This window comes from Chryseobacterium electrogenes, from assembly GCF_053553015.1.
The window spans coordinates 2793676-2811273 of the sequence record NZ_JBNPPB010000002.1; the positions used below are offsets into that span (position 1 = coordinate 2793676).

Consider the following 17598-nt stretch of genomic DNA (forward strand, 5'->3'; position numbering starts at 1 on the left):
AAAGGTCAATGCAATATATTTTTTATTAATCTGAATATCATATGATAATAAGTTTACAAAAATCTAATCAATTAAAATCCATTGCCATCTTGATGATGCTTTTTCTGCATCTTTTTAACCAAGATTATCATAATAAGTTTTCGCCGCTTTTGTTCATTTTTGATAAGCCGCTAACCTATTATATATCGTTGTTCTGTGACGCTTGTGTCCCGATTTTCGCATTTGTAAGTGGTTATGGTTTATACTACAAATACTTACAAAATAGAAGCATTTATAGTAAAGAAAATGTTAAAAGATTAAAAAAACTATATATTAATTATTGGGTTGTTTTAATATTATTTGCAGTGATATTGGGCTGGATAATTGGCAAAGACGGATATCCAGAAAGTATCTCAAAATTTTTATTAAATCTCACTGGGTTTTATAATTCTTACAATGGAGCTTGGTGGTTTTTTACGATATATGTTTTGTTTGTTTTGACGAGTACATTTTGGTTTAGATTGCTAAAGAAAGTTAATCCTTATTTTTATGTATTAGTACTTCTGGTAATATATGTGATTTCGTTTTATTTTAGAATTTACGACAATCATATTTTCAAGAACGAAATTCTACATTGGTTGCATACCCAACTGGCTTTATATTTCTGTACGTTACTTCAGTTTATGTTAGGCGCATTTTTTTTAGAATTTAATTGGAATGAAAAGCTAAGTTCTACAACTCAACAGTTGAAATTCAAAAATGTTTTTGGCGTCTTAGCGATTATATTATTAATTGTTTTGCATGGGATAATTCCTAATTTTATAATAGCACCATTTACAGGATTGTGTTTTATATTTATATTTTTACAATTTAGTTTGCCATCGTATTTGGATAAGTTATTAGATTTTTTCGCGCCTCATTCTACCAATATATGGTTAATACATATGTTTTTTTACATGATTTATTTTCCTGTTTTTATTTACAGTTTTAATTACCCTACATTGATTTTTTCAGTTTTATTATTAATGTGCTTGGGTAGCTCGTATATTGTGAATTTTATAATTAATAAAATCACGCGATGGGTTTAAAGTTATTATACATCACCAATGGGATTAACGGCGCAGGCGGACTCGAGAGAGTGTTGTCTATCAAAGCATCTTACCTGGCTGATAAAATGGGCTATGAAGTTCATATTTTGGTTTTGAACGATGCGCATTTTCAGCCATTTTATCAGTTTAGTGATAAGATTACTTTTCATTCGATTGATGTTAAAGGTAATCCGCTTCAATACTTTTGGTCTTATAAAAAAGGCATTCAGCAGATAGCGGATGAGGTACGAGTTGATGTAATTTCGGTATGCGATGATGGTCTTAAAGGATTTACGATTCCGAGTTTTCTTAAGACAACCGCGAAAGTCATCTATGAGAGACATGCTTCTATTGAGATGAATAAAAATACTGGATTTATGGGTAAATTGTCAACGATTTTAATGAAAATTCAAAGTTCAAAATTCGACCAATTTATCGTTTTAACTCCTGCTAATGTTAAAGAATGGAAGATTAAGAACATTGTAGTAATTCCTAATCCATTAAGTTTTGTTTCGACTAAAAATAATCTTTTGGACCGCAAAAAAGTTATTGTTGTTGGATCCCATTCCTATAATAAAGGTTATGATAAATTGTTGACTATTTGGAAAAAAGTTGAAGCTAAGTTTCCAGATTGGGAACTTAATATCTATGGAAAAATAGATAAAGATGAGACTTTTGTAAAAGTTGCAAAAAGATTAGAGTTGCAGGAAGTTAATTTTCATCATCCGATATCAGATATTAAAAGTCAGTATGAAGACTCTTCTATAATGTTACTCACCTCGCGATCAGAAGGATTTGGTATGGTCTTAATTGAAGCCATGGCTTGCGGAGTACCTTGTGTAAGTTTTGATTGTCCTTCTGGGCCAGGTGATATTATTTCTGATAAAGAAGATGGCTTCCTGGTCGAGGATCAAAATGAAGAAGCGTTTACAGTTGTCTTAGAACAATTGATGAGTAATCATGAGTTAAGAAAAAAAATAGGCGTAAAAGGAAAAGAAAATGTTGAGCGATTCTCTATCCCAAAAGTATTAGAGCAGTGGGATCAATTGTTTAAAAGTTTATAAAGTGTATGACAATAATTTTCAACACCTATCAAATTTATCTTTAATTTTCGATGTCATTTATTAATGTCTTCTTTTTTTTAATAAAAAAAATATTCACATGGTACAAAAAGAACTAATATCTGTTGTAATTCCGATCTATAAAGCAGCTCATGTTTTAAAGAAATGTATTAATTCTATTATTAGTCAATCTTATAATAATTTAGAAATAATTTGTGTAATAGATGCAAGTCCAGATAAGAGTGTGCAGATTGTCAAATCTTTTATGAGTAAGGATTCTAGAATCAGATTAGTTGAAAATAAAAATAATTATGGTGTTGATTATTCTCGCTTCGAAGGACTAAGAGTATCGACGGGTAAATATTTGACTTTTGTAGATAGTGATGATTGGTTGCCAGTAGATGCTTTAGAAGTTTTAGAAAAAAAAATTGAAATAGAAAAAGCGGATGTTGTATATGGTTCTTTAACAAAAGTTATCGATTGTTTTGGGTTAATAAAAAAGAAAGGGAAAAATAATTATTCAGAGAGTCAAATTACGACGTCAATTGAAACCCCATTGCTATTTGATGAATATTATATCTCTTATTTCGGTGTTAACCGTTTATTAGTTTCTATGTGCGGAAAGCTATATAAAAAAGAAGTTATATTAAGAGCACATCTCCGACCGAGTTATTTTAAAATGGGAGAGGATTTATTTTTTAATATGCAATTACATCCATTTTTAGAAAAAATTGCTTTTGTAGAAGATAATGTATATAATTATCGATGGGGAGGAATGACCAATAAAATGAATAGTTCATTTTTATCGGATATTAAAACTCAATATAAAATTAAAAAAGAAAAAATAGAACAATATCAGTATGACAAAGCTATGTTGTATATTAAGTATGAACTTGCTAATTGTTTTTTTTCACACTTTCTTAATTATAAATTTTTTGATAAAGTAACAGATGAAGAATTAAAAAATAAAATAGAAATTGAGTTGCATGATGAGGTTTATTTAGAATTAAAAGATATTTCATCCAAAAAGGCTCAATTATTATTTACAAAAAATATGTCGGAAATAGTTTTACTAATTAAAGAAACATATAAAAATCAGATACGTTCATATAAAATAAAACGATTTATTAATTTGGTATTAAACTAAAATGACAATCATCTTCAATACAGATCAGATTTATCTTCATGGAGGTATCGAGAAAGTGGTGGCAACCAAAGCTAATTTCTTTGCAAATCGCAAAGATGTTGATGTCGTTATTGTCACAACAGAGCAGTATGATCATGTGCCGTGTTATCCTTTAGATTCCAAAATTAAGCTCATTGATCTAGGTATTAATTACGATAGAGCTAAGTCTTATTTTTCTTTAGAGAATATCAAAAAAGCTTTTTTACATTACAGAAAACAGAAGCAGCTATTCAAAACGCTAAAGCCCGATGCAATTATTTCTCCCAATTATAATTTTGATCATTATTGGTTGCCTTTGATAAAAGGAAAAGCAAGATTGATTAAAGAGCGTCATAGTTCTGGCTTTTTTAAAGAGGAAAATAGAAAAAAAACATCTTTTTTTCAAAGATTAAAATTAAGATTCGATGATTGGATAGATTCTTTGTATACTCACATTGTTATACTTAATCCCGACGAAAAAAAATATGTAAAGTCCAATAATGCTATTGTGATCCCTAATCCGATAGAAAGTTCTGATCTTAATGCCGACATGTCCCAAAAGCAAGTTGTAGCTGCAGGGCGATTATCACCAGTTAAAGCATTTGATGAGCTTATAGATGCTTGGTTACTTTTAGTAGATGATTTCCCCGATTGGCAATTGCATATCTATGGACAGGATTATCTTGGTACTCAAGAAAAATTGGAGAAATTAATTGCGAATAAACATTTAACAAAAAAAATAATATTAAAGGGAAGTGTTGATGATATGCCTAGTGTGATGACGAATTATAGCATCTACGCTATGTCATCTGTGACAGAATGTTTCCCTATGGTACTCTTAGAGGCGTTGTCCGTAGGATTACCTATTGTTTCTTATGATTGTCCCAACGTGTATGTCTTCAAAAGAAAGTGTACTTTTTCTTAGAGAGTGTTTTCTGTTTCAAATATAGAATTTAAAGTTTAGTTTTTTGCTTTTAAAAAGAAAAAAAATTAGGTTTCGATTAATTTTCTTTTGTAATATTCCTTTTTTCTTCTTTTTAGAGTTTCAGATTTTATCTGCTGTCTTATCTTCAAGACTTCGTTGGCTCTTCCAAAATACACATCCGCTGGAGTGAGATTCTTCAAAGATTCGTGATAACGCTCATTGTTGTAGCGGTTTACAAACACTTCCAAAGCGGCTTGCAATTCATCCGGACTGTAATAATGATGCAGTTTCACCACATTTTTCATCGTCCTGTGGTAGCGTTCAATCTTGCCTTGTGTCTGTGGATGAGCGGGTTTTCCGTGGATTTGCTTCATGCCGTGATTATCGTGTAAATAATCCTTTAATTCCTCGGTAATATAGCAAGAACCGTTGTCCGATAGAAGTTTCGGAACTTGTCCTTTTCTTAAACCTGCTTTCTTCACAGCTCGGTCAATCGTTCTTTGAACATCATTCACCTTCATATTTCGGCACAATTCCCAATGAACGATATAGCGGCTAAAATCGTCAATCACCGTGCTTAGATAGTACCAGCCCCAACCCAGAATTTTAAAGTAAGTAAAATCCGTCTGCCACATTTCGTGAACAAAATTGGTTTTATCCTTAAATTCATTCGAGGCAGAAATCAGGATATGCGATGGCGCGGTTATCAGCCCTCTTTTCTTTAAAATCCGATAAACACTGGATTCTGAGATGAAGACGCCCTTCTCATCGGTGATTTTATGAGCCAGTTCTCTGCTGGAGAGTTCAGGATAATTCAAAGCGATTTCTACCACCAGATTTTTCTCTTCTTCAGGAATGCTGTTCCACTGCCTTCTGCCAGAAGAAGGGGAAGAATGAAATCCCGCTTCACCTTTCTCAAGGTACAGATTATACCACTTGTAGAAGGTGCTTTTGTGAATGCCAAGTTCCCTGAGCGTCCTGTTGACGCCGATTTCACTACGGGTAACCATTTGGATGATTTCCAGTTTTTCTTCAGGTAACAACCTCATATACTTTCTGTATTTTTCGGTTATTCCAGAATTTCCAAACTTTTTTTTATAATGTCGTAGCGGATAACGAGGTCGGCGACCGTCTCCTTGAGTTTTCGGTTCTCTTCCCGAAGGGCTGAAACTTCTTCGGAGGTTGCCTGGCGGAGCGTATCTCCGGAGAGCTGCTTTTTACCGGCTTCAATGAACTCCTTATTCCATTTGTAGAAGGTAGATTCCTGAATAGCGTGCTTGCGACAGAGTTCGGCTATGGAGGTTTCAGCCCGAAGGGCTTCCATCACAATGAGGATCTTTTGTTCCGCCGTGAAAATCCTTCTGGTTTTTCTGCGGATGTCTTTTAAATAATTTTCAGGATTACTGATTGGTTTTTTGGCTGTCATAATAAATCAAATTTAATTATTTTTTTGTTCTGTTTATTATGAAAACACTATCTTAGTTCTGAACTAAATCAGTACACTTTTTGCTGACGATTTACAAAATCAGTAGATTTTAATGTGCTCTCTTCTCATTATGAGGGGTTTGGATTGGTCGCGGTAGAAGGGATGGCATCAGGAAAACCCTTTATTGCCTCTGAGGTACCTGGACTTCGGGAGATTGTGAAGAATTATGGATTGGTCTTCGAGCAAGGAAATTCTAGAGAGTTAGCAGATTTGATTTTAGAGCTTCACAACAACCCTACCTTATATCAAGAAGTTGTTGAAAACTGCCAAAAAAGAGCCACAGATTTTGATATTAAAAAAATGATAGAGGCTTATGTTAAATTGTATATGTCTATATAATCGGTGTAATATGAGTAATAATTCTACATGTCAAAGTTAAAACCAAAACTTATCCGCATCACGACAGTTCCTATTTCTTTAGAAAAGCTTTTAGGTGAACAGTTGACTTTTATGAGTCAGTTTTTTGATCTAAAAATTGTTTCGGCTGATAAAGAAGAATTGTCCAAAGTTGGAGAATCATTGGGTGTTAATACACAAACAATTGAAATGACCCGTCAGATAACACCTATAAAAGACCTGAAATCTTTATGGGATATGTATCGTTTTTTAAAACGTGAAAAAGCACAGATTGTACATTCTCATACGCCTAAAGCAGGATTAATAGCGATGCTAGCTTCTAAATTGGCTGGAGTGCCTTATCGTATGCACACTGTCGCAGGATTACCTCTGATGGAAACAACAGGATTAAAACGCCAGCTGCTTTTACTGGTAGAGAAGTTGACTTATGCCGCAGCCACCAATGTCTATCCCAACTCAAAAGGACTATCCGATTTTATTCTTGAGAACAAGTTAGTTAAGTCGTCTAAGATAAAGGTAATTGCCAATGGATCATCTAATGGTATATGTACTGATTTTTTCAATAAAGAAAAAATAGACAATCTAATGTTGGATCATTTAAAAGTAAAATTAGGTCTATTAGAAGATGATAAGGTATTCATATTTGTAGGACGATTGGTGGGAGATAAAGGTATTAATGAGTTAGTAGAAGCTTTTCATAACCTATCTAAAACCAATGAAAAACTAAAACTATTATTAGTAGGCACTTTGGAAGAAGAATTAGACCCATTATCAGATTTGACATTAGAAATAATAAGATTAAATTCTAATATAATCCACGTAGGATGGCAATCTGATGTAAGACCTTATTTTGCAATTTCGGATGCGTTGGTCTTTCCTAGTTATAGAGAAGGATTTCCTAATGTGGTGATGCAAGCTGGTGCGATGGGATTGCCTAGCATAGTTAGTGATATCAATGGTTGTAATGAGATTATTAACCATGAACAAAATGGAATTATTGTCCCTCCAAAAAATATTAATGCATTGGAGAGTGCGATGCTATCTTTAATCGAGAATAAAGAACTTTACAATCAATTAAAAAATTCTGCAAGAGAGATGATTGTTTCTAGATATGAACAATCCGTGGTTTGGGATGCTATTTTAGAAGAGTATCTAAGGCTGTTATCTAACCAAAAAAAATAGCGCTTAATTATCTTAAGCGCTATTTAGATATCGGTAATAATTGCTTATTATTTTTTCTTAGCAGCAGCTACAGGACCAGCTACAGCAGTAGCAAGATCAGCACCCGCTTTAAATTTAGCTACCTTTTTAGCAGCGATTTTGATTGGCTTTTTAGTTGCAGGGTTAATACCTTGTCTTGCCGCTCTTTCAGATACAGAAAAAGTACCGAACCCTACTAGAGAAACTTTACCTTCTTTTTTCTTAAGCGTTTCAGTTACGTTGTTAACGAAAGATTCTAAAGCTTTCTTAGCAGCAACTTTTGTAATTTCTGCATCTTTTGCAATTGCATCGATTAATTCAGACTTGTTCATAATGTATTTAATTAAAGTTATGTTATTACAACAAATATAGTACTATTTTCATTTCACACAACTTATTTTGCTGATTTTAATGAAAAATTACCATTTGTTTTCAATTAATTGGCATTTCCGCAATTTGATTATCAGCCAATCTATTGGTGTTTTGTTGTGTAAGGTGTTTGATAATCTGATAATTTATCTATGTTTCTGTAAGTATTATCTTTTACGATTGCCAATTACGAATTCCTGAAAACATTATTTTTATTAATATCGAAATTATGAGAATTATTGTTGGGTTAACAGTCACTTATCGATCAAGGATTTTACTTAGACTATTTCTCAAAACCATTATTTATAGTAAATTTGCAACATGTTAATCGAAGTATTCAAATCTAAGATCCACAGAGTGCGTGTAACCGCATCAGATCTTAATTATATAGGAAGCATCACCATAGACGAAGATCTTATAGATGCTGCAGGACTTATCGTTGGAGAGAGAGTGTATATTGTTAATGTTAATAATGGAGAACGCTTTGATACCTATATTATAAAAGGGAAGAGAGGCTCTGGAGATATTTGTCTTAATGGTCCTGCTGCAAGGAAAGTACAGAGAGATGACATCATCATCATTATTGCTTACGCACAGATGACGCCAGAAGAGGCGCAGACTTTCCAACCAAAAATTATTTTCCCTAACGAGAAAACCAATTTATTAACTTAATATCTTAATGGAGAGTAACCGTAAAAGTCTTTTTAAGAATATCCTGACTATTGTCATTTCATTGGCTTTTGCAGGCTTTTTTTTATGGCTTGCCTTAAGAGGTCTAGACTTCGAAATCATTAAAGCATCCCTAGCCAAAGCCAATTATCTTTGGGTAGTCTTTGCCGCGATGTTCGGGTTAGCAGCTTATTGGTTCCGTGCGATTCGCTGGAATCTTATGCTGGAGCCTATGGGACATCATATTTCTAACAGTAATGCGCTGTGGTCTCTATCTTTCGGTTATTTGATGAATCTTACAATACCCAGAAGTGGGGAAGTGGCTCGTGCAACAGCATTATATGGTGTAGAGAAAGTTCCTGTGGATAAGTCTTTTGGGACGATTATTCTGGAGCGTGTTGTAGACCTAGCTTGTATGATGGTTTTCTTGGGTTTGACATTGATTTTTAAATATGATGCGATTTTATCTTTTTATCAACAGTCTGGGATTAAGATTAATCCTAACAAGATAGGATTGATTTTAGGATTTTTGATACTTTGTGGCATTATATTTTTTGCCATCAGAAAAAAACTAAAGAATATTCCTTTTCTAGGGAAAATTGTCGGGTTTATAGATGGTATTATTAACGGTTTAACTTCCATTTTTAGATTAAAACAAAAAGGAAAGTTCCTTCTTTATACCATAGGCATCTGGGTAAGTTACTATTTTGCAGCTTATTTAGTTTGCTTTTCATTGCCAGAGACTAGTAATCTAGGTTTTGCAGATGGCTTTTTCATACTCGTTGTCGGCACGTTGGGGATGATTATTCCTGCTTCGGGAGGCATTGGCGCTTATAATCTCGCGATGAAATTCGGGTTTATGGCATTATTTGTGTCCATGGGGAAAGATGCTGTACAAGGCGGAGAGATCGGACTTATTTATTCATTTATTTCGCTTCCATTACAGATTTGCATCATGTTGGTGATGGGATTAATATCGATTCCGATGTTAGCGAAAGCCAGAAAATTCTAGATTTTTTTGAGGCAATACCCTCGCCTTAGCATAATCCTTGGCTCGGGTCGGGCTATCCGCTACTATCTTAGTAGTGCCGCTCGGACGGCTCCGCTACGCTCCGCCGCCTCACGCCACCACTAAGGATAATCGCTTCTATCCCTATTGCGGGAGAGTACATCCAAGTAACATTAGATATAAAATCAAAATATATTATCTTTGTATAATCTATCAACAAGGAGACTGTCTCCTAAAAAAGAAAACAGATGACAATAGACAACAACCACGTAGTGGCATTAACCTACACGCTTAATACCATTGAAGAAAACGGAGAAAAACTTTTTGTAGAAAATACAACAACAGACAATCCATTAACCTTCCTTTATGGCGTTGGAATGATGATTCCAAAATTCGAAGAAAGTATCAAAGGTCTTAGCATTGGAGACAAAAAATCTTTTGATATTGCAGCATCAGAAGCTTATGGAGAAAAAGATCCAGAAGCTAAAGCACAATTGCCAATTGATATGTTTCAAGAATCTGGAGTACCTCCAGTAGACGCTATTTTACCATTAACAGACAGTAACGGAAACAACTTCCAAGCAACTGTGGTAGAGGTAACACCTGAGTTTGTAGTAGCAGATCTTAATCACCCAATGGCTGGTAAGACGCTTAACTTTGAGGTAGAAATCCTTAATACACGTCCAGCAACAGAAGAAGAATTGTCTCACGGACATGCTCATGGCATAGACGGAAACGAAGCACACTAATAAAAATGCCCAACGAAAGTTGGGCATTTTGTTTTAAACTAAGTTAGGATATATTACTAGCTTTTCTAATCCATGATTAGTAAGCTTCCTTCTTCCTCATCTTTAATAACAGAAATTGCCATCGGAATACGATCTTTTAGTTCTTCGACGTGAGAAATAATGCCGACGATTCTGTTTTCTTTTTGAAGACTCATTAAGGTTTCAAAAACGATATTCACAGAATCAGAATCTTGTGTCCCAAAACCTTCATCGATAAAGAAGAAATTCTTTTCTGCCTTGGCATTAGATTGGACACTTTCTGCCAAAGCCAGCGCCAGACTCAGCGAAACCTGAAAAGATTGCCCGCCAGAAAGCGTTTTTACACTTCTACTTTTACCTTCATTCAAGTAATCGATAATCTCGAAATCATTATTTTCATTGATTTGCAAACTCAATTGATTGCGCGTCATCCGATGAAATCTTATATTGGCATTGTTGCAAAGCTGTTTCAAATGAATAGAAGACGCATATTCTACAAATCCAGAAGCTTTAAAAAGATTACTCATGATTTTCAGATTCTCACCACGTTTAGAAAGCTCTGAAAATTCTTTTAACAGATCTTCTTTTTTCTTAAACTCTAATTCGAGACGAGCAATTTCTGCCGAAGTCTCGATCAGTAATTTATTAGCTTCTGCCCATTCAGTTTCTTTGGCTTTAAATTGATTTTCAGTTTCTAAAAATTGATTTTCATCAAAAGAAAAATTCTTCAATTTCAGTTCTAGTTCAGTGATTGCGTTCTTTAGAGTTTCATAAGAAATCGTGAAAGTTTCGATATTTTTTCTGAGGTTAGAAACGTCTAAATTCCAATTTAAAATTGATTGAACGTCTTCTAAAGTTTCAAATTGATGCGTTGCAAGTAATTGAGAAATTTGATTTTTAATCTCGTCAGATTGTAATTTTAAATCGGAAATTCGATTTTTTAAAAGATCTAAAGTTGTCTTTTGTGATGCTAATTTTGGATTAAGCTCCGCAAATTCTTCAGATAATTGTTTGAAATCTTTTTCTAATTTCTGATTTTTAGCTTGTAAAACCTTTAATTGTTCCTGAATATTTTCTTTGCTTTCTTGCTCGAAATTTTCCCAAACCAAAACTTTTAAGTTGGCTTTGTTTTGATCAATTTGCGTGTTTTTTTGTGCTTCATCCAATAGGAAGTCTTGCAAAGCTTTGGTGAATTTCGTGCTTTTTTCTCGGTCGTTTTCTAAGGCTTCTCGACTTTCTTTTAAAACTTTACTTTTAGCATCGATTTCTTTTTCAAGTTGCGCTGATGCAGATTTTTTTTGTTCGAAATCTTCTTTGTTTTCTCTATTAAATTGAGTCCAAACAAATTGTTTTTGATGGTCAAGAATTTTAGTTTCAATATCTTTTAAAACTGAAATTTCCGCTTTTATTTGGTCTTCGAAAATCTGTTTTTTTGATATTGCTTTTTCAGTTTTCGAGAATTGTTTTTGTAAAGATTCTTGTTCTGTTTCGATATTTAAAATTTGCTCAGAAATAGCATTCAATTGCTCAGAAACGTCTTCTAGCTCGGCAAGATTTGGATGTTCTAAGGCGCCACACAACGGACAAGCTTCGCCATCGTGCAAATTGTGCGCAAAATGCGATAATTGCTTTTGGACTTCCAACTGATTTTTCTGCGTTTCCAGATTCTTCTTTTTGGAAACTAAATCTTCTGAAGCTTTTTTATAATCGGTTTCAAAAGCTTTTTCATCGATATTTTTTGATTTTAAATCTGTTGAAATTTCATCAATTTGTTGTTGTAATTGTTGCGTTTTTTGAGTTTGCTGAATATTATTTTTGCTTAAATTTTCATTCTCGTTAAACCAATTTCCGACATTTAATAACAATTGAGAATCTAACTTTTTAGTTGAAAGCTCAGCGATTTCTTTCTCTTGATTTTGAATGAAATCTGAAAGTGATTTTTCCTTTTCTTGGATTTCCTTCAGTTTTGCTTTTCCGTTTTCGGTTCGTTCTTTTAAGGTTTTAATTTCTTGTTCAAAAGATTTTATTTGAGCCAAAAATTCCAAATCTTGTTCTTCCAAGCGTTTTGTTGAAAGTTGTTCGTAGTCGGGTTTTAAAACTTCTATTTGTTGAGATATTTCATCAATTTTAGCTTGAAGCTTTTCAAGATTTTCTCGCTGAATTTCTGATTCCGAAGATTTTTCTTGAAGTTCTTGATTCAGTTTTTTCTCATCTAATAAAATCTGCTGAAATGCTGAAAATACTTTTTCATAGGTTTCTAACTTTGTTTTTTGAGAATCAATTTCTGATTTTTTTTCGGTTAAATTTTCGAACTCTTTTTTCTTTAAATTCAAATTCTCAAAATCCAATTTCAACGCTTTCAATTGTTGAAAAACCTCTTTTATTTTAGAAAATTCGTTATGGATTTCGTTAGTTTTTTCTTTTTCAGATTGAAGTTGAGTTTTCAACTCATTAATTCCTTCTTCGGAAACGGCTTCAAATCCTGATAATTTTCCTTTTAATTGGTTGAGATTGGTTAGGTTTTTACTGTTCAATGTAGAAACTTTATCTTGCAAATCATATTGATGAAGGTTGAAAATTTCTTTCATCATTTGCGTGCGGTCTTTTGGTTTTAGTTCTATGAAATCTTTAAACTGACCTTGCGGAATAATAATTGTTCGGCGGAAATTTTCAGTACTCAATCCAATAATTGGATCTACTTTAGAACTTGGCAAAGGCAGCCAGTTTTCGCCATTTTTTTCGTACAAAACCACACCAGAGTTGACAATTTTATCAAAGTTTTTTCCGTTTCGTTTATACTCTCGGGTAATTTTGAATATTTTGCCTTCGTGATTAGAAAATTCGAAATCGATAAACAATTTATTCGACTTCAGATTCATCATGTTATATGCAAAATTAGTTGCGCCCAATCGGTCAGAATTGCCATAAAGCGCAAAGGTAATTGCCTCCAAAATAGAGGATTTTCCTGAGCCAACTGCCCCGAAAATCCCGAACAAACCAGCTTCTACCAAGTTAGAGAAATCAATTGTTTGTCTTTTTTGGTAAGAATAAAGGCCTTCTATCGTTAGTTGAATAGGAATCATAAGTTAAGCCTTTAAAATTTCGTTAAACAAATTGATAATATCTTCGTTGGGTTCTTGATTGCCGTTTTTTGATTTGAAATAATCTTTGAAAACGTCTTTAATATCTTGGCTGAGATTGATTTCTCGTAAGTTGGTGTTTTCTAATTCTTGATTTTTAACTTTCGGAATTAGATGGACAATTCCCGAGTGCGCTTGATACAAGAGTTTTCGCTCGTCGGCTTTTAGAAAAGCTTCGCTTTCTAAGGTTAATTCTACCAAGGTATTTGGATTGTCATTAAGCCATTCTACCGCATTTTCTACAGAATCAAAACTTTTTCTAACTAAAGGTTTTCCTTGTTTTAATTCAATTGTTTCAAACGAAATATTTCGGTTAGGTTCTGCATTAATGATTGAAATATATTTGGTTTGCCCCGCTTCGCTGAAACTGTAACATAAAGGCGAAGAGCTGTATACAACGGGTTTTTCGTTGGATCCAATATTTTTAAAACCGTGTAAATGCCCCAAAGCTGTGTACTGAATTTGATCCGGAATTGCATCGGAAAAAATCATATCTGCGTTACCTACTTTTATAGGTTTTTCGCCTTCAGGTTCTTCTAAGAGTATGCCGCCACGTTGATTCATATACAAATGCGCGGTTAAGATATTTACACCGTTTTCATTACAGAATTCGTCGGCTAATTGTTTCCAGTTTTCGGCTAAAATTTCGTTTAAGGCGTCTTCTTTATTTTCTCCCAAATATTGTTTTAATCTTATTTCGTTAGCGTAAGGTGTGTGCAAAATCCGAACAGGATAATCAAAAGTTTTTAGTTTTAATTCTAAAAAACCTTCGGCAGAATTGATGATTTCAAAATTTTCTAATTGAAACGGTGCAACTTTCGCGTTGGGATGACCGATGAGAATAATGCCATTTTCTCGCGCCAAAGGATTGGGAGCATCCACAAAATTAGGAGAATCATGATTGCCAGAAATGGCTATGATAGGGCGTTTTCCGTTGTTGGAAAGTTGTTTTAGTGTTTTGTAAAATAATTCTACAGCTTCTGTACTTGGATTGAAATTATCGAACAAATCTCCCGCAATAATTACCAAATCTACTTGTTGTTTTTCGGCAATTTCCACGATTTCTTTCATGACTAAAACTTGTTCTTCCAAACGCGAAAAACTGTCCAGACGCTTTCCTAGATGCCAATCGGCGGTGTGTAGGATTTTCATATTTATTGATTAATTATCTGACGATTGCTTATTATTGAATTGTTGATTAATTTCTTTCAGACGTTTTTTTCTTTCAATTTCTGCATCTTGAAGTTTACGTTTTTTATTATCAATTTTTTTCTTGTGTTCTTTTCTGTTCGCGTCTGTTTTTCTGCTCATTACGATGGTTTGGTTTTCAAGAATTAACGATTGGATGGGCTTACTAATTTACTATATTCTGGTCAGAAAATTATTTATAGTAAAGATTAGCGATATTTATTTTAAATCAAAATTTTAGAATTAGTATTTTTGTCAAAAAAGATGGAGCAACCGCATAAAGATCCTTTGCATGGGAAAAGATTAGATGCAATTTTAGAAGAATTGGTGGATTATTATAATGGTTTTGAGGAGTTAGGGAAACAAATCAATATCCGTTGTTTTAACGATAATCCAAGTATTAATTCGTCTTTGAAATTTCTTAGAAAAACTGATTGGGCGCGCGCTAAAGTAGAAAGTCTTTATCTCTATGTTTTGAGACAAAAGAAGAAAAAAGGATTGATCTAGATTTTAATTATTAGATTTTATGTTGAGTAAGTCAAAAAATGTAAGCGTCCATTGGTTATCTATTTTTGTTAAAACAAATTGTAAGCCGTTAGATTTTTTGTCTGCTAATACTACAAATGCTGTATTTTCTGTGTTTTGATTTAATTTAAAAATAGCTTGGTCAGAAAGATCTGTGCCTTGTTCTCCAAACTCGTCTAAATAAAATAGAACCATTGGAGAATCTATCTGACAAAAAGTCCCGTAGCTACTCCAGAGTTTTGTTCTCGGATTATAGCCAGGCGTTCTTTCAAATGAGATGGATTGATTTTTTGGAATTTCCCAGTACGACTTCTGAAAAGGAAAAGGTTGAGAAAAATCCATTTCTTCTAAGTTAAGATAACTATAATGATTTTGACTCTTATAGATCACGCCAATTCCTAAATCTGGATTGACAAAGGCATTGATCTTTGTAGCATCTTTAGTCGCAAAACCTTCTATAATTTGATTAATAGCAAGAGATAATTCGGTTTTGTCTTGCTGAGTTTGTGCGTTAGAAAAACCTATGTGGCACAATAATGTGAGGAGAAATATTATTTTGTTCATCATGATGCTAATTTAGAAATTCGCCAGAAACATAATACCATTTATTGTGCATTTTTTGAAACACAGAAAACTCATGATGAAGTTGTGGATTGCCATCTTGATCTGTGTAAAATGCCTTAAATTCTACATGATTAAGCGCTGGCGTCTGCACAATTTCTAGTTTTGTCCAAGTGTTAATTTCGCCCCATTCTTGTAAATCTGCTTTGTTATGCAGTTTTCTTTTTCCTGGCAAAGTAGTTTCCATAAGATAATCCCCATTAGGAATTGCAAATGCAGAAAAACGAGAACGCATTAGAGCTTCTGCACTTGGCGCATTGCTAATGCCATCGTGGTAAGGTTTGCAGCAATTTTCGTAGGATTTTGTAGAACAACAAGGACAAGTCATTTTTGTAATTTTTGCAAAGGTATCAATCTTAGGATTAACATGGTAAATGCTGTTCTCATTAGAGTAAATAATTATTTATTTTTTACATTGATTTTTTTATAATTAAATTAATTCTAGACTTATCTTTGCAAACCAAATATTAAAACAATGTTTTCAAAAATTATAGTTCATAAAGTCGGTAACAAAATTAATGGCGATGCCTTAATTATTTCTCAGGAAGAGCTTCAGTTGGATGAAGATATGAAAGAATTATTAGGAAATTATTTTCTCAATTCTTTTAAGTCAGAGGAGCAATTTCAGTTTTATAGTGACTCTTATTTGGTTAATAATCCTGTGTACAGTTCTGTTGCAGAGATTTTTGAAGATAAAAATAAATTAGTTTGGGAGTCAGAAAATATTGCTAAACATCTTTATGATTCTGCCGAGAATCCTCGTGTGCAAAATGGAGAACTTTTTATAGTATTTTTTGATAGTGAGCTGGATCCAGAAAATGGGAAAATTGATAAAATAGGGATTTTCAAAACTGAAAAAAGAGAAGCTTTTCTTAAAATTACTCAGACAGAAGACAGTTTTGCGATAGAAAAAGATTACGGAATTGGCTTGGCAAAGATTGATAAAGCCGCGCTTATCTATAATAATGACAAAGAGTCTGGCTATGTATTGTCAGTTGTAGATAATAACAAAAACGGAGATATGTATTATTGGTTTGAGGATTTCTTAAAGGTAAAACAACGTGATAATGATTTCTTCCACACACAAGAAACTTTGTCTGTGTATAAAGAATTTATTACGAAGCAATTGCCACAAGAATTTGAAGTTTCTAAAGCTGATCAAGCTGATTTTCTTAATAAATCGATTAACTTTTTCAAGGATAAAGAAGAGTTTAAATATGATAATTTTGTCAAAGAAGTATTGATAGATGACAATGTTATTGAGAGTTTTTCTAATTTTAAGTCTGATTATGAAAATGACTTGCAGGTTAGTATTTCTGAGGATTTTCCAATTAATACATCAGCGGTTAAGAAGCAACAAAGACACTTTAAGTCTATCATCAAATTAGATAAAAATTTCCATATCTATATCCACGGCGATCGTCAAAAATTAGAGCAAGATCAAGACGACAAAGGCAGATTTTATAGATTATACTATGATACCGAAAATTAATCGTAACAATTAGACTCATCCTAAGACTTATATTATAGATAGGCGTCTGGTAGTAATTAATATGTTTTATTTTTACGCCAGCATGTTGTCAATTGGGCTTATCTATTCGGAAAAAGTAATAACTTTGCAATGATGTTGAAAAAAGGACAAAATACCAAATCTCTACTTTCTGGCTTATTAGCTGGGATGTATCTGATGTTGGTATTATTTGCGCCAAGTCTCCATCAACATCATTCTTCTAATAATATCAAGCTTTCTGATGTTTCTAAAAAAGAGAAACAATATAGCAAAGCATCTGATTCTCTTACGGCTAACGATTGTTTGGCTTGTCACTTTCTGACAGCTAATCATAGTATTGCGCCGCAAGAATTCAATTTTTCAATTTATGATATTTTTACTCAGAAAAGCCATAACTTCTATCGTGTAGAGGCTGCTTTTTACCAAGTAAAATATACATTTCCACTTCGGGGTCCGCCTGCATTTCAGGTTTAAAAACAAATTTTTATTGCATAGATTTTCAAGTTTTATAATTTGAGATACTCTTGCAATGCGTTTTC

General features: G+C 33.2%; 18 protein-coding genes and 1 pseudogene. 12 read left to right on the top strand and 7 right to left on the bottom strand.

The annotated features are described in order from the left end of the window. Positions 1 to 41 precede the first annotated feature (41 nt). The 4 genes from ACQQ6V_RS12875 to ACQQ6V_RS12890 all read left to right on the top strand — a co-directional run bounded on the left by ACQQ6V_RS12875 (position 42) and on the right by ACQQ6V_RS12890 (position 4218). Entirely contained in the window at positions 42 to 1067 is a 1026-nt protein-coding gene (locus ACQQ6V_RS12875) for an acyltransferase family protein (protein WP_448845912.1), read from the top strand. Beyond that, entirely contained in the window at positions 1058 to 2131 is a 1074-nt protein-coding gene (locus tag ACQQ6V_RS12880; protein ID WP_448845913.1) for a glycosyltransferase family 4 protein, read from the top strand. The genes ACQQ6V_RS12875 and ACQQ6V_RS12880 overlap by 10 nt, the downstream gene beginning before the upstream one ends. Positions 2132 to 2228: 97 nt before the next feature. Then, complete coding sequence (locus ACQQ6V_RS12885; RefSeq protein ID WP_448845914.1) at positions 2229 to 3275, top strand: glycosyltransferase family 2 protein; 1047 nt, start codon at positions 2229 to 2231, stop codon at positions 3273 to 3275. 1 nt (position 3276) lies between these two features. Continuing rightward, positions 3277 to 4218, top strand: coding sequence for a glycosyltransferase (locus tag ACQQ6V_RS12890; protein ID WP_448845915.1), 942 nt, complete (start codon positions 3277 to 3279; stop codon positions 4216 to 4218). Between the two features lie 65 nt (positions 4219 to 4283). Here the strand turns inward: ACQQ6V_RS12890 and ACQQ6V_RS12895 are convergent. Beyond that, positions 4284 to 5644, bottom strand: a protein-coding gene (locus ACQQ6V_RS12895; RefSeq protein ID WP_394369357.1) for an IS3 family transposase whose coding sequence is annotated in 2 segments (ribosomal slippage) — positions 4284 to 5303 and positions 5306 to 5644 — 1359 coding nt in all. Because the reading frame shifts where the segments join, the coding sequence is not laid out codon by codon here. 105 nt (positions 5645 to 5749) lie between these two features. Here ACQQ6V_RS12895 and ACQQ6V_RS12900 point away from each other — a divergent pair. Both ACQQ6V_RS12900 and ACQQ6V_RS12905 read left to right on the top strand, forming a co-directional pair. After that, positions 5750 to 6043, top strand: a pseudogene (locus tag ACQQ6V_RS12900) (glycosyltransferase); the annotation flags it as partial. A gap of 27 nt (positions 6044 to 6070) precedes the next feature. Continuing rightward, complete coding sequence (locus tag ACQQ6V_RS12905; RefSeq protein ID WP_448845916.1) at positions 6071 to 7243, top strand: glycosyltransferase family 4 protein; 1173 nt, start codon at positions 6071 to 6073, stop codon at positions 7241 to 7243. A 47-nt stretch (positions 7244 to 7290) separates the two neighbouring features. Here the strand turns inward: ACQQ6V_RS12905 and ACQQ6V_RS12910 are convergent, their stop codons facing one another. Beyond that, positions 7291 to 7593 carry an HU family DNA-binding protein gene (locus ACQQ6V_RS12910; RefSeq protein WP_448845917.1) on the bottom strand — a complete coding sequence of 101 codons (303 nt, stop codon included), beginning with the start codon at positions 7591 to 7593 and terminating at the stop codon, positions 7291 to 7293. 358 nt (positions 7594 to 7951) lie between these two features. Here ACQQ6V_RS12910 and panD point away from each other — a divergent pair, with 358 nt between their 5' ends. The 3 genes from panD (at position 7952) to ACQQ6V_RS12925 (ending at position 10057) form a co-directional block, all read left to right on the top strand. Continuing rightward, complete coding sequence (panD, locus tag ACQQ6V_RS12915; protein ID WP_448845918.1) at positions 7952 to 8302, top strand: aspartate 1-decarboxylase; 351 nt, start codon at positions 7952 to 7954, stop codon at positions 8300 to 8302. 7 nt (positions 8303 to 8309) lie between these two features. Next, a complete protein-coding gene (locus ACQQ6V_RS12920; protein ID WP_448845919.1) occupies positions 8310 to 9311 on the top strand; it encodes a lysylphosphatidylglycerol synthase transmembrane domain-containing protein in 1002 nt (333 codons plus the stop codon). A 245-nt stretch (positions 9312 to 9556) separates the two neighbouring features. Then, complete coding sequence (locus tag ACQQ6V_RS12925) at positions 9557 to 10057, top strand: FKBP-type peptidyl-prolyl cis-trans isomerase (protein ID WP_448845920.1); 501 nt, start codon at positions 9557 to 9559, stop codon at positions 10055 to 10057. Positions 10058 to 10122: 65 nt separating this feature from the next. On the opposite strand, the gene ACQQ6V_RS12930 is transcribed toward ACQQ6V_RS12925, so the two are convergent. Genes ACQQ6V_RS12930 through ACQQ6V_RS12940 form a run of 3 tightly spaced genes read right to left on the bottom strand, consistent with a single transcriptional unit; the run spans position 10123 to position 14526 of the window. Beyond that, the gene (locus ACQQ6V_RS12930; RefSeq protein WP_448845921.1) at positions 10123 to 13158 is read right to left on the bottom strand and encodes an SbcC/MukB-like Walker B domain-containing protein; all 3036 of its coding nucleotides are present in this window, start codon (positions 13156 to 13158) and stop codon (positions 10123 to 10125) included. Between the two features lie 3 nt (positions 13159 to 13161). Then, positions 13162 to 14367, bottom strand: a complete 1206-nt coding sequence (locus ACQQ6V_RS12935) for a metallophosphoesterase family protein (protein WP_448845922.1) — start codon at positions 14365 to 14367, stop codon at positions 13162 to 13164. A gap of 9 nt (positions 14368 to 14376) precedes the next feature. After that, positions 14377 to 14526 carry a hypothetical protein gene (locus tag ACQQ6V_RS12940; protein ID WP_448845923.1) on the bottom strand — a complete coding sequence of 50 codons (150 nt, stop codon included), beginning with the start codon at positions 14524 to 14526 and terminating at the stop codon, positions 14377 to 14379. A gap of 141 nt (positions 14527 to 14667) precedes the next feature. Here ACQQ6V_RS12940 and ACQQ6V_RS12945 point away from each other — a divergent pair, with 141 nt between their 5' ends. Then, positions 14668 to 14910, top strand: coding sequence for a VF530 family protein (locus ACQQ6V_RS12945; RefSeq protein WP_448845924.1), 243 nt, complete (start codon positions 14668 to 14670; stop codon positions 14908 to 14910). 3 nt (positions 14911 to 14913) lie between these two features. Here ACQQ6V_RS12945 and ACQQ6V_RS12950 read toward each other — a convergent pair whose 3' ends face one another. After that, positions 14914 to 15495: a hypothetical protein gene (locus ACQQ6V_RS12950; protein WP_448845925.1), complete on the bottom strand. Its 582-nt coding sequence runs from the start codon at positions 15493 to 15495 to the stop codon at positions 14914 to 14916. Positions 15496 to 15499: 4 nt separating this feature from the next. Continuing rightward, positions 15500 to 15877: a YchJ family protein gene (locus ACQQ6V_RS12955; RefSeq protein ID WP_448845926.1), complete on the bottom strand. Its 378-nt coding sequence runs from the start codon at positions 15875 to 15877 to the stop codon at positions 15500 to 15502. A gap of 147 nt (positions 15878 to 16024) precedes the next feature. On the opposite strand from ACQQ6V_RS12955, the gene ACQQ6V_RS12960 reads away from it, so the two are divergent. Further along, complete coding sequence (locus ACQQ6V_RS12960) at positions 16025 to 17041, top strand: nucleoid-associated protein (protein WP_448845927.1); 1017 nt, start codon at positions 16025 to 16027, stop codon at positions 17039 to 17041. Positions 17042 to 17170: 129 nt separating this feature from the next. Then, the gene (locus ACQQ6V_RS12965; protein WP_448845928.1) at positions 17171 to 17533 is read left to right on the top strand and encodes a hypothetical protein; all 363 of its coding nucleotides are present in this window, start codon (positions 17171 to 17173) and stop codon (positions 17531 to 17533) included. The last annotated feature ends 65 nt before the right edge of the window (positions 17534 to 17598 follow it).

What these genes read in the sequence shown, in the direction of transcription:
- ACQQ6V_RS12875 (WP_448845912.1), top strand. Translation starts at nt 42, where the DNA reads ATGATAATAAGTTTACAAAAATCTAATCAATTAAAATCCATTGCCATC.
- ACQQ6V_RS12880 (WP_448845913.1), top strand. Translation starts at nt 1,058, where the DNA reads ATGGGTTTAAAGTTATTATACATCACCAATGGGATTAACGGCGCAGGC.
- ACQQ6V_RS12885 (WP_448845914.1), top strand. Translation starts at nt 2,229, where the DNA reads ATGGTACAAAAAGAACTAATATCTGTTGTAATTCCGATCTATAAAGCA.
- ACQQ6V_RS12890 (WP_448845915.1), top strand. Translation starts at nt 3,277, where the DNA reads ATGACAATCATCTTCAATACAGATCAGATTTATCTTCATGGAGGTATC.
- ACQQ6V_RS12905 (WP_448845916.1), top strand. Translation starts at nt 6,071, where the DNA reads ATGTCAAAGTTAAAACCAAAACTTATCCGCATCACGACAGTTCCTATT.
- ACQQ6V_RS12910 (WP_448845917.1), bottom strand. Translation starts at nt 7,593, where the DNA reads ATGAACAAGTCTGAATTAATCGATGCAATTGCAAAAGATGCAGAAATT.
- panD (WP_448845918.1), top strand. Translation starts at nt 7,952, where the DNA reads ATGTTAATCGAAGTATTCAAATCTAAGATCCACAGAGTGCGTGTAACC.
- ACQQ6V_RS12920 (WP_448845919.1), top strand. Translation starts at nt 8,310, where the DNA reads ATGGAGAGTAACCGTAAAAGTCTTTTTAAGAATATCCTGACTATTGTC.
- ACQQ6V_RS12925 (WP_448845920.1), top strand. Translation starts at nt 9,557, where the DNA reads ATGACAATAGACAACAACCACGTAGTGGCATTAACCTACACGCTTAAT.
- ACQQ6V_RS12930 (WP_448845921.1), bottom strand. Translation starts at nt 13,158, where the DNA reads ATGATTCCTATTCAACTAACGATAGAAGGCCTTTATTCTTACCAAAAA.
- ACQQ6V_RS12935 (WP_448845922.1), bottom strand. Translation starts at nt 14,367, where the DNA reads ATGAAAATCCTACACACCGCCGATTGGCATCTAGGAAAGCGTCTGGAC.
- ACQQ6V_RS12940 (WP_448845923.1), bottom strand. Translation starts at nt 14,526, where the DNA reads ATGAGCAGAAAAACAGACGCGAACAGAAAAGAACACAAGAAAAAAATT.
- ACQQ6V_RS12945 (WP_448845924.1), top strand. Translation starts at nt 14,668, where the DNA reads ATGGAGCAACCGCATAAAGATCCTTTGCATGGGAAAAGATTAGATGCA.
- ACQQ6V_RS12950 (WP_448845925.1), bottom strand. Translation starts at nt 15,495, where the DNA reads ATGATGAACAAAATAATATTTCTCCTCACATTATTGTGCCACATAGGT.
- ACQQ6V_RS12955 (WP_448845926.1), bottom strand. Translation starts at nt 15,877, where the DNA reads ATGACTTGTCCTTGTTGTTCTACAAAATCCTACGAAAATTGCTGCAAA.
- ACQQ6V_RS12960 (WP_448845927.1), top strand. Translation starts at nt 16,025, where the DNA reads ATGTTTTCAAAAATTATAGTTCATAAAGTCGGTAACAAAATTAATGGC.
- ACQQ6V_RS12965 (WP_448845928.1), top strand. Translation starts at nt 17,171, where the DNA reads ATGATGTTGAAAAAAGGACAAAATACCAAATCTCTACTTTCTGGCTTA.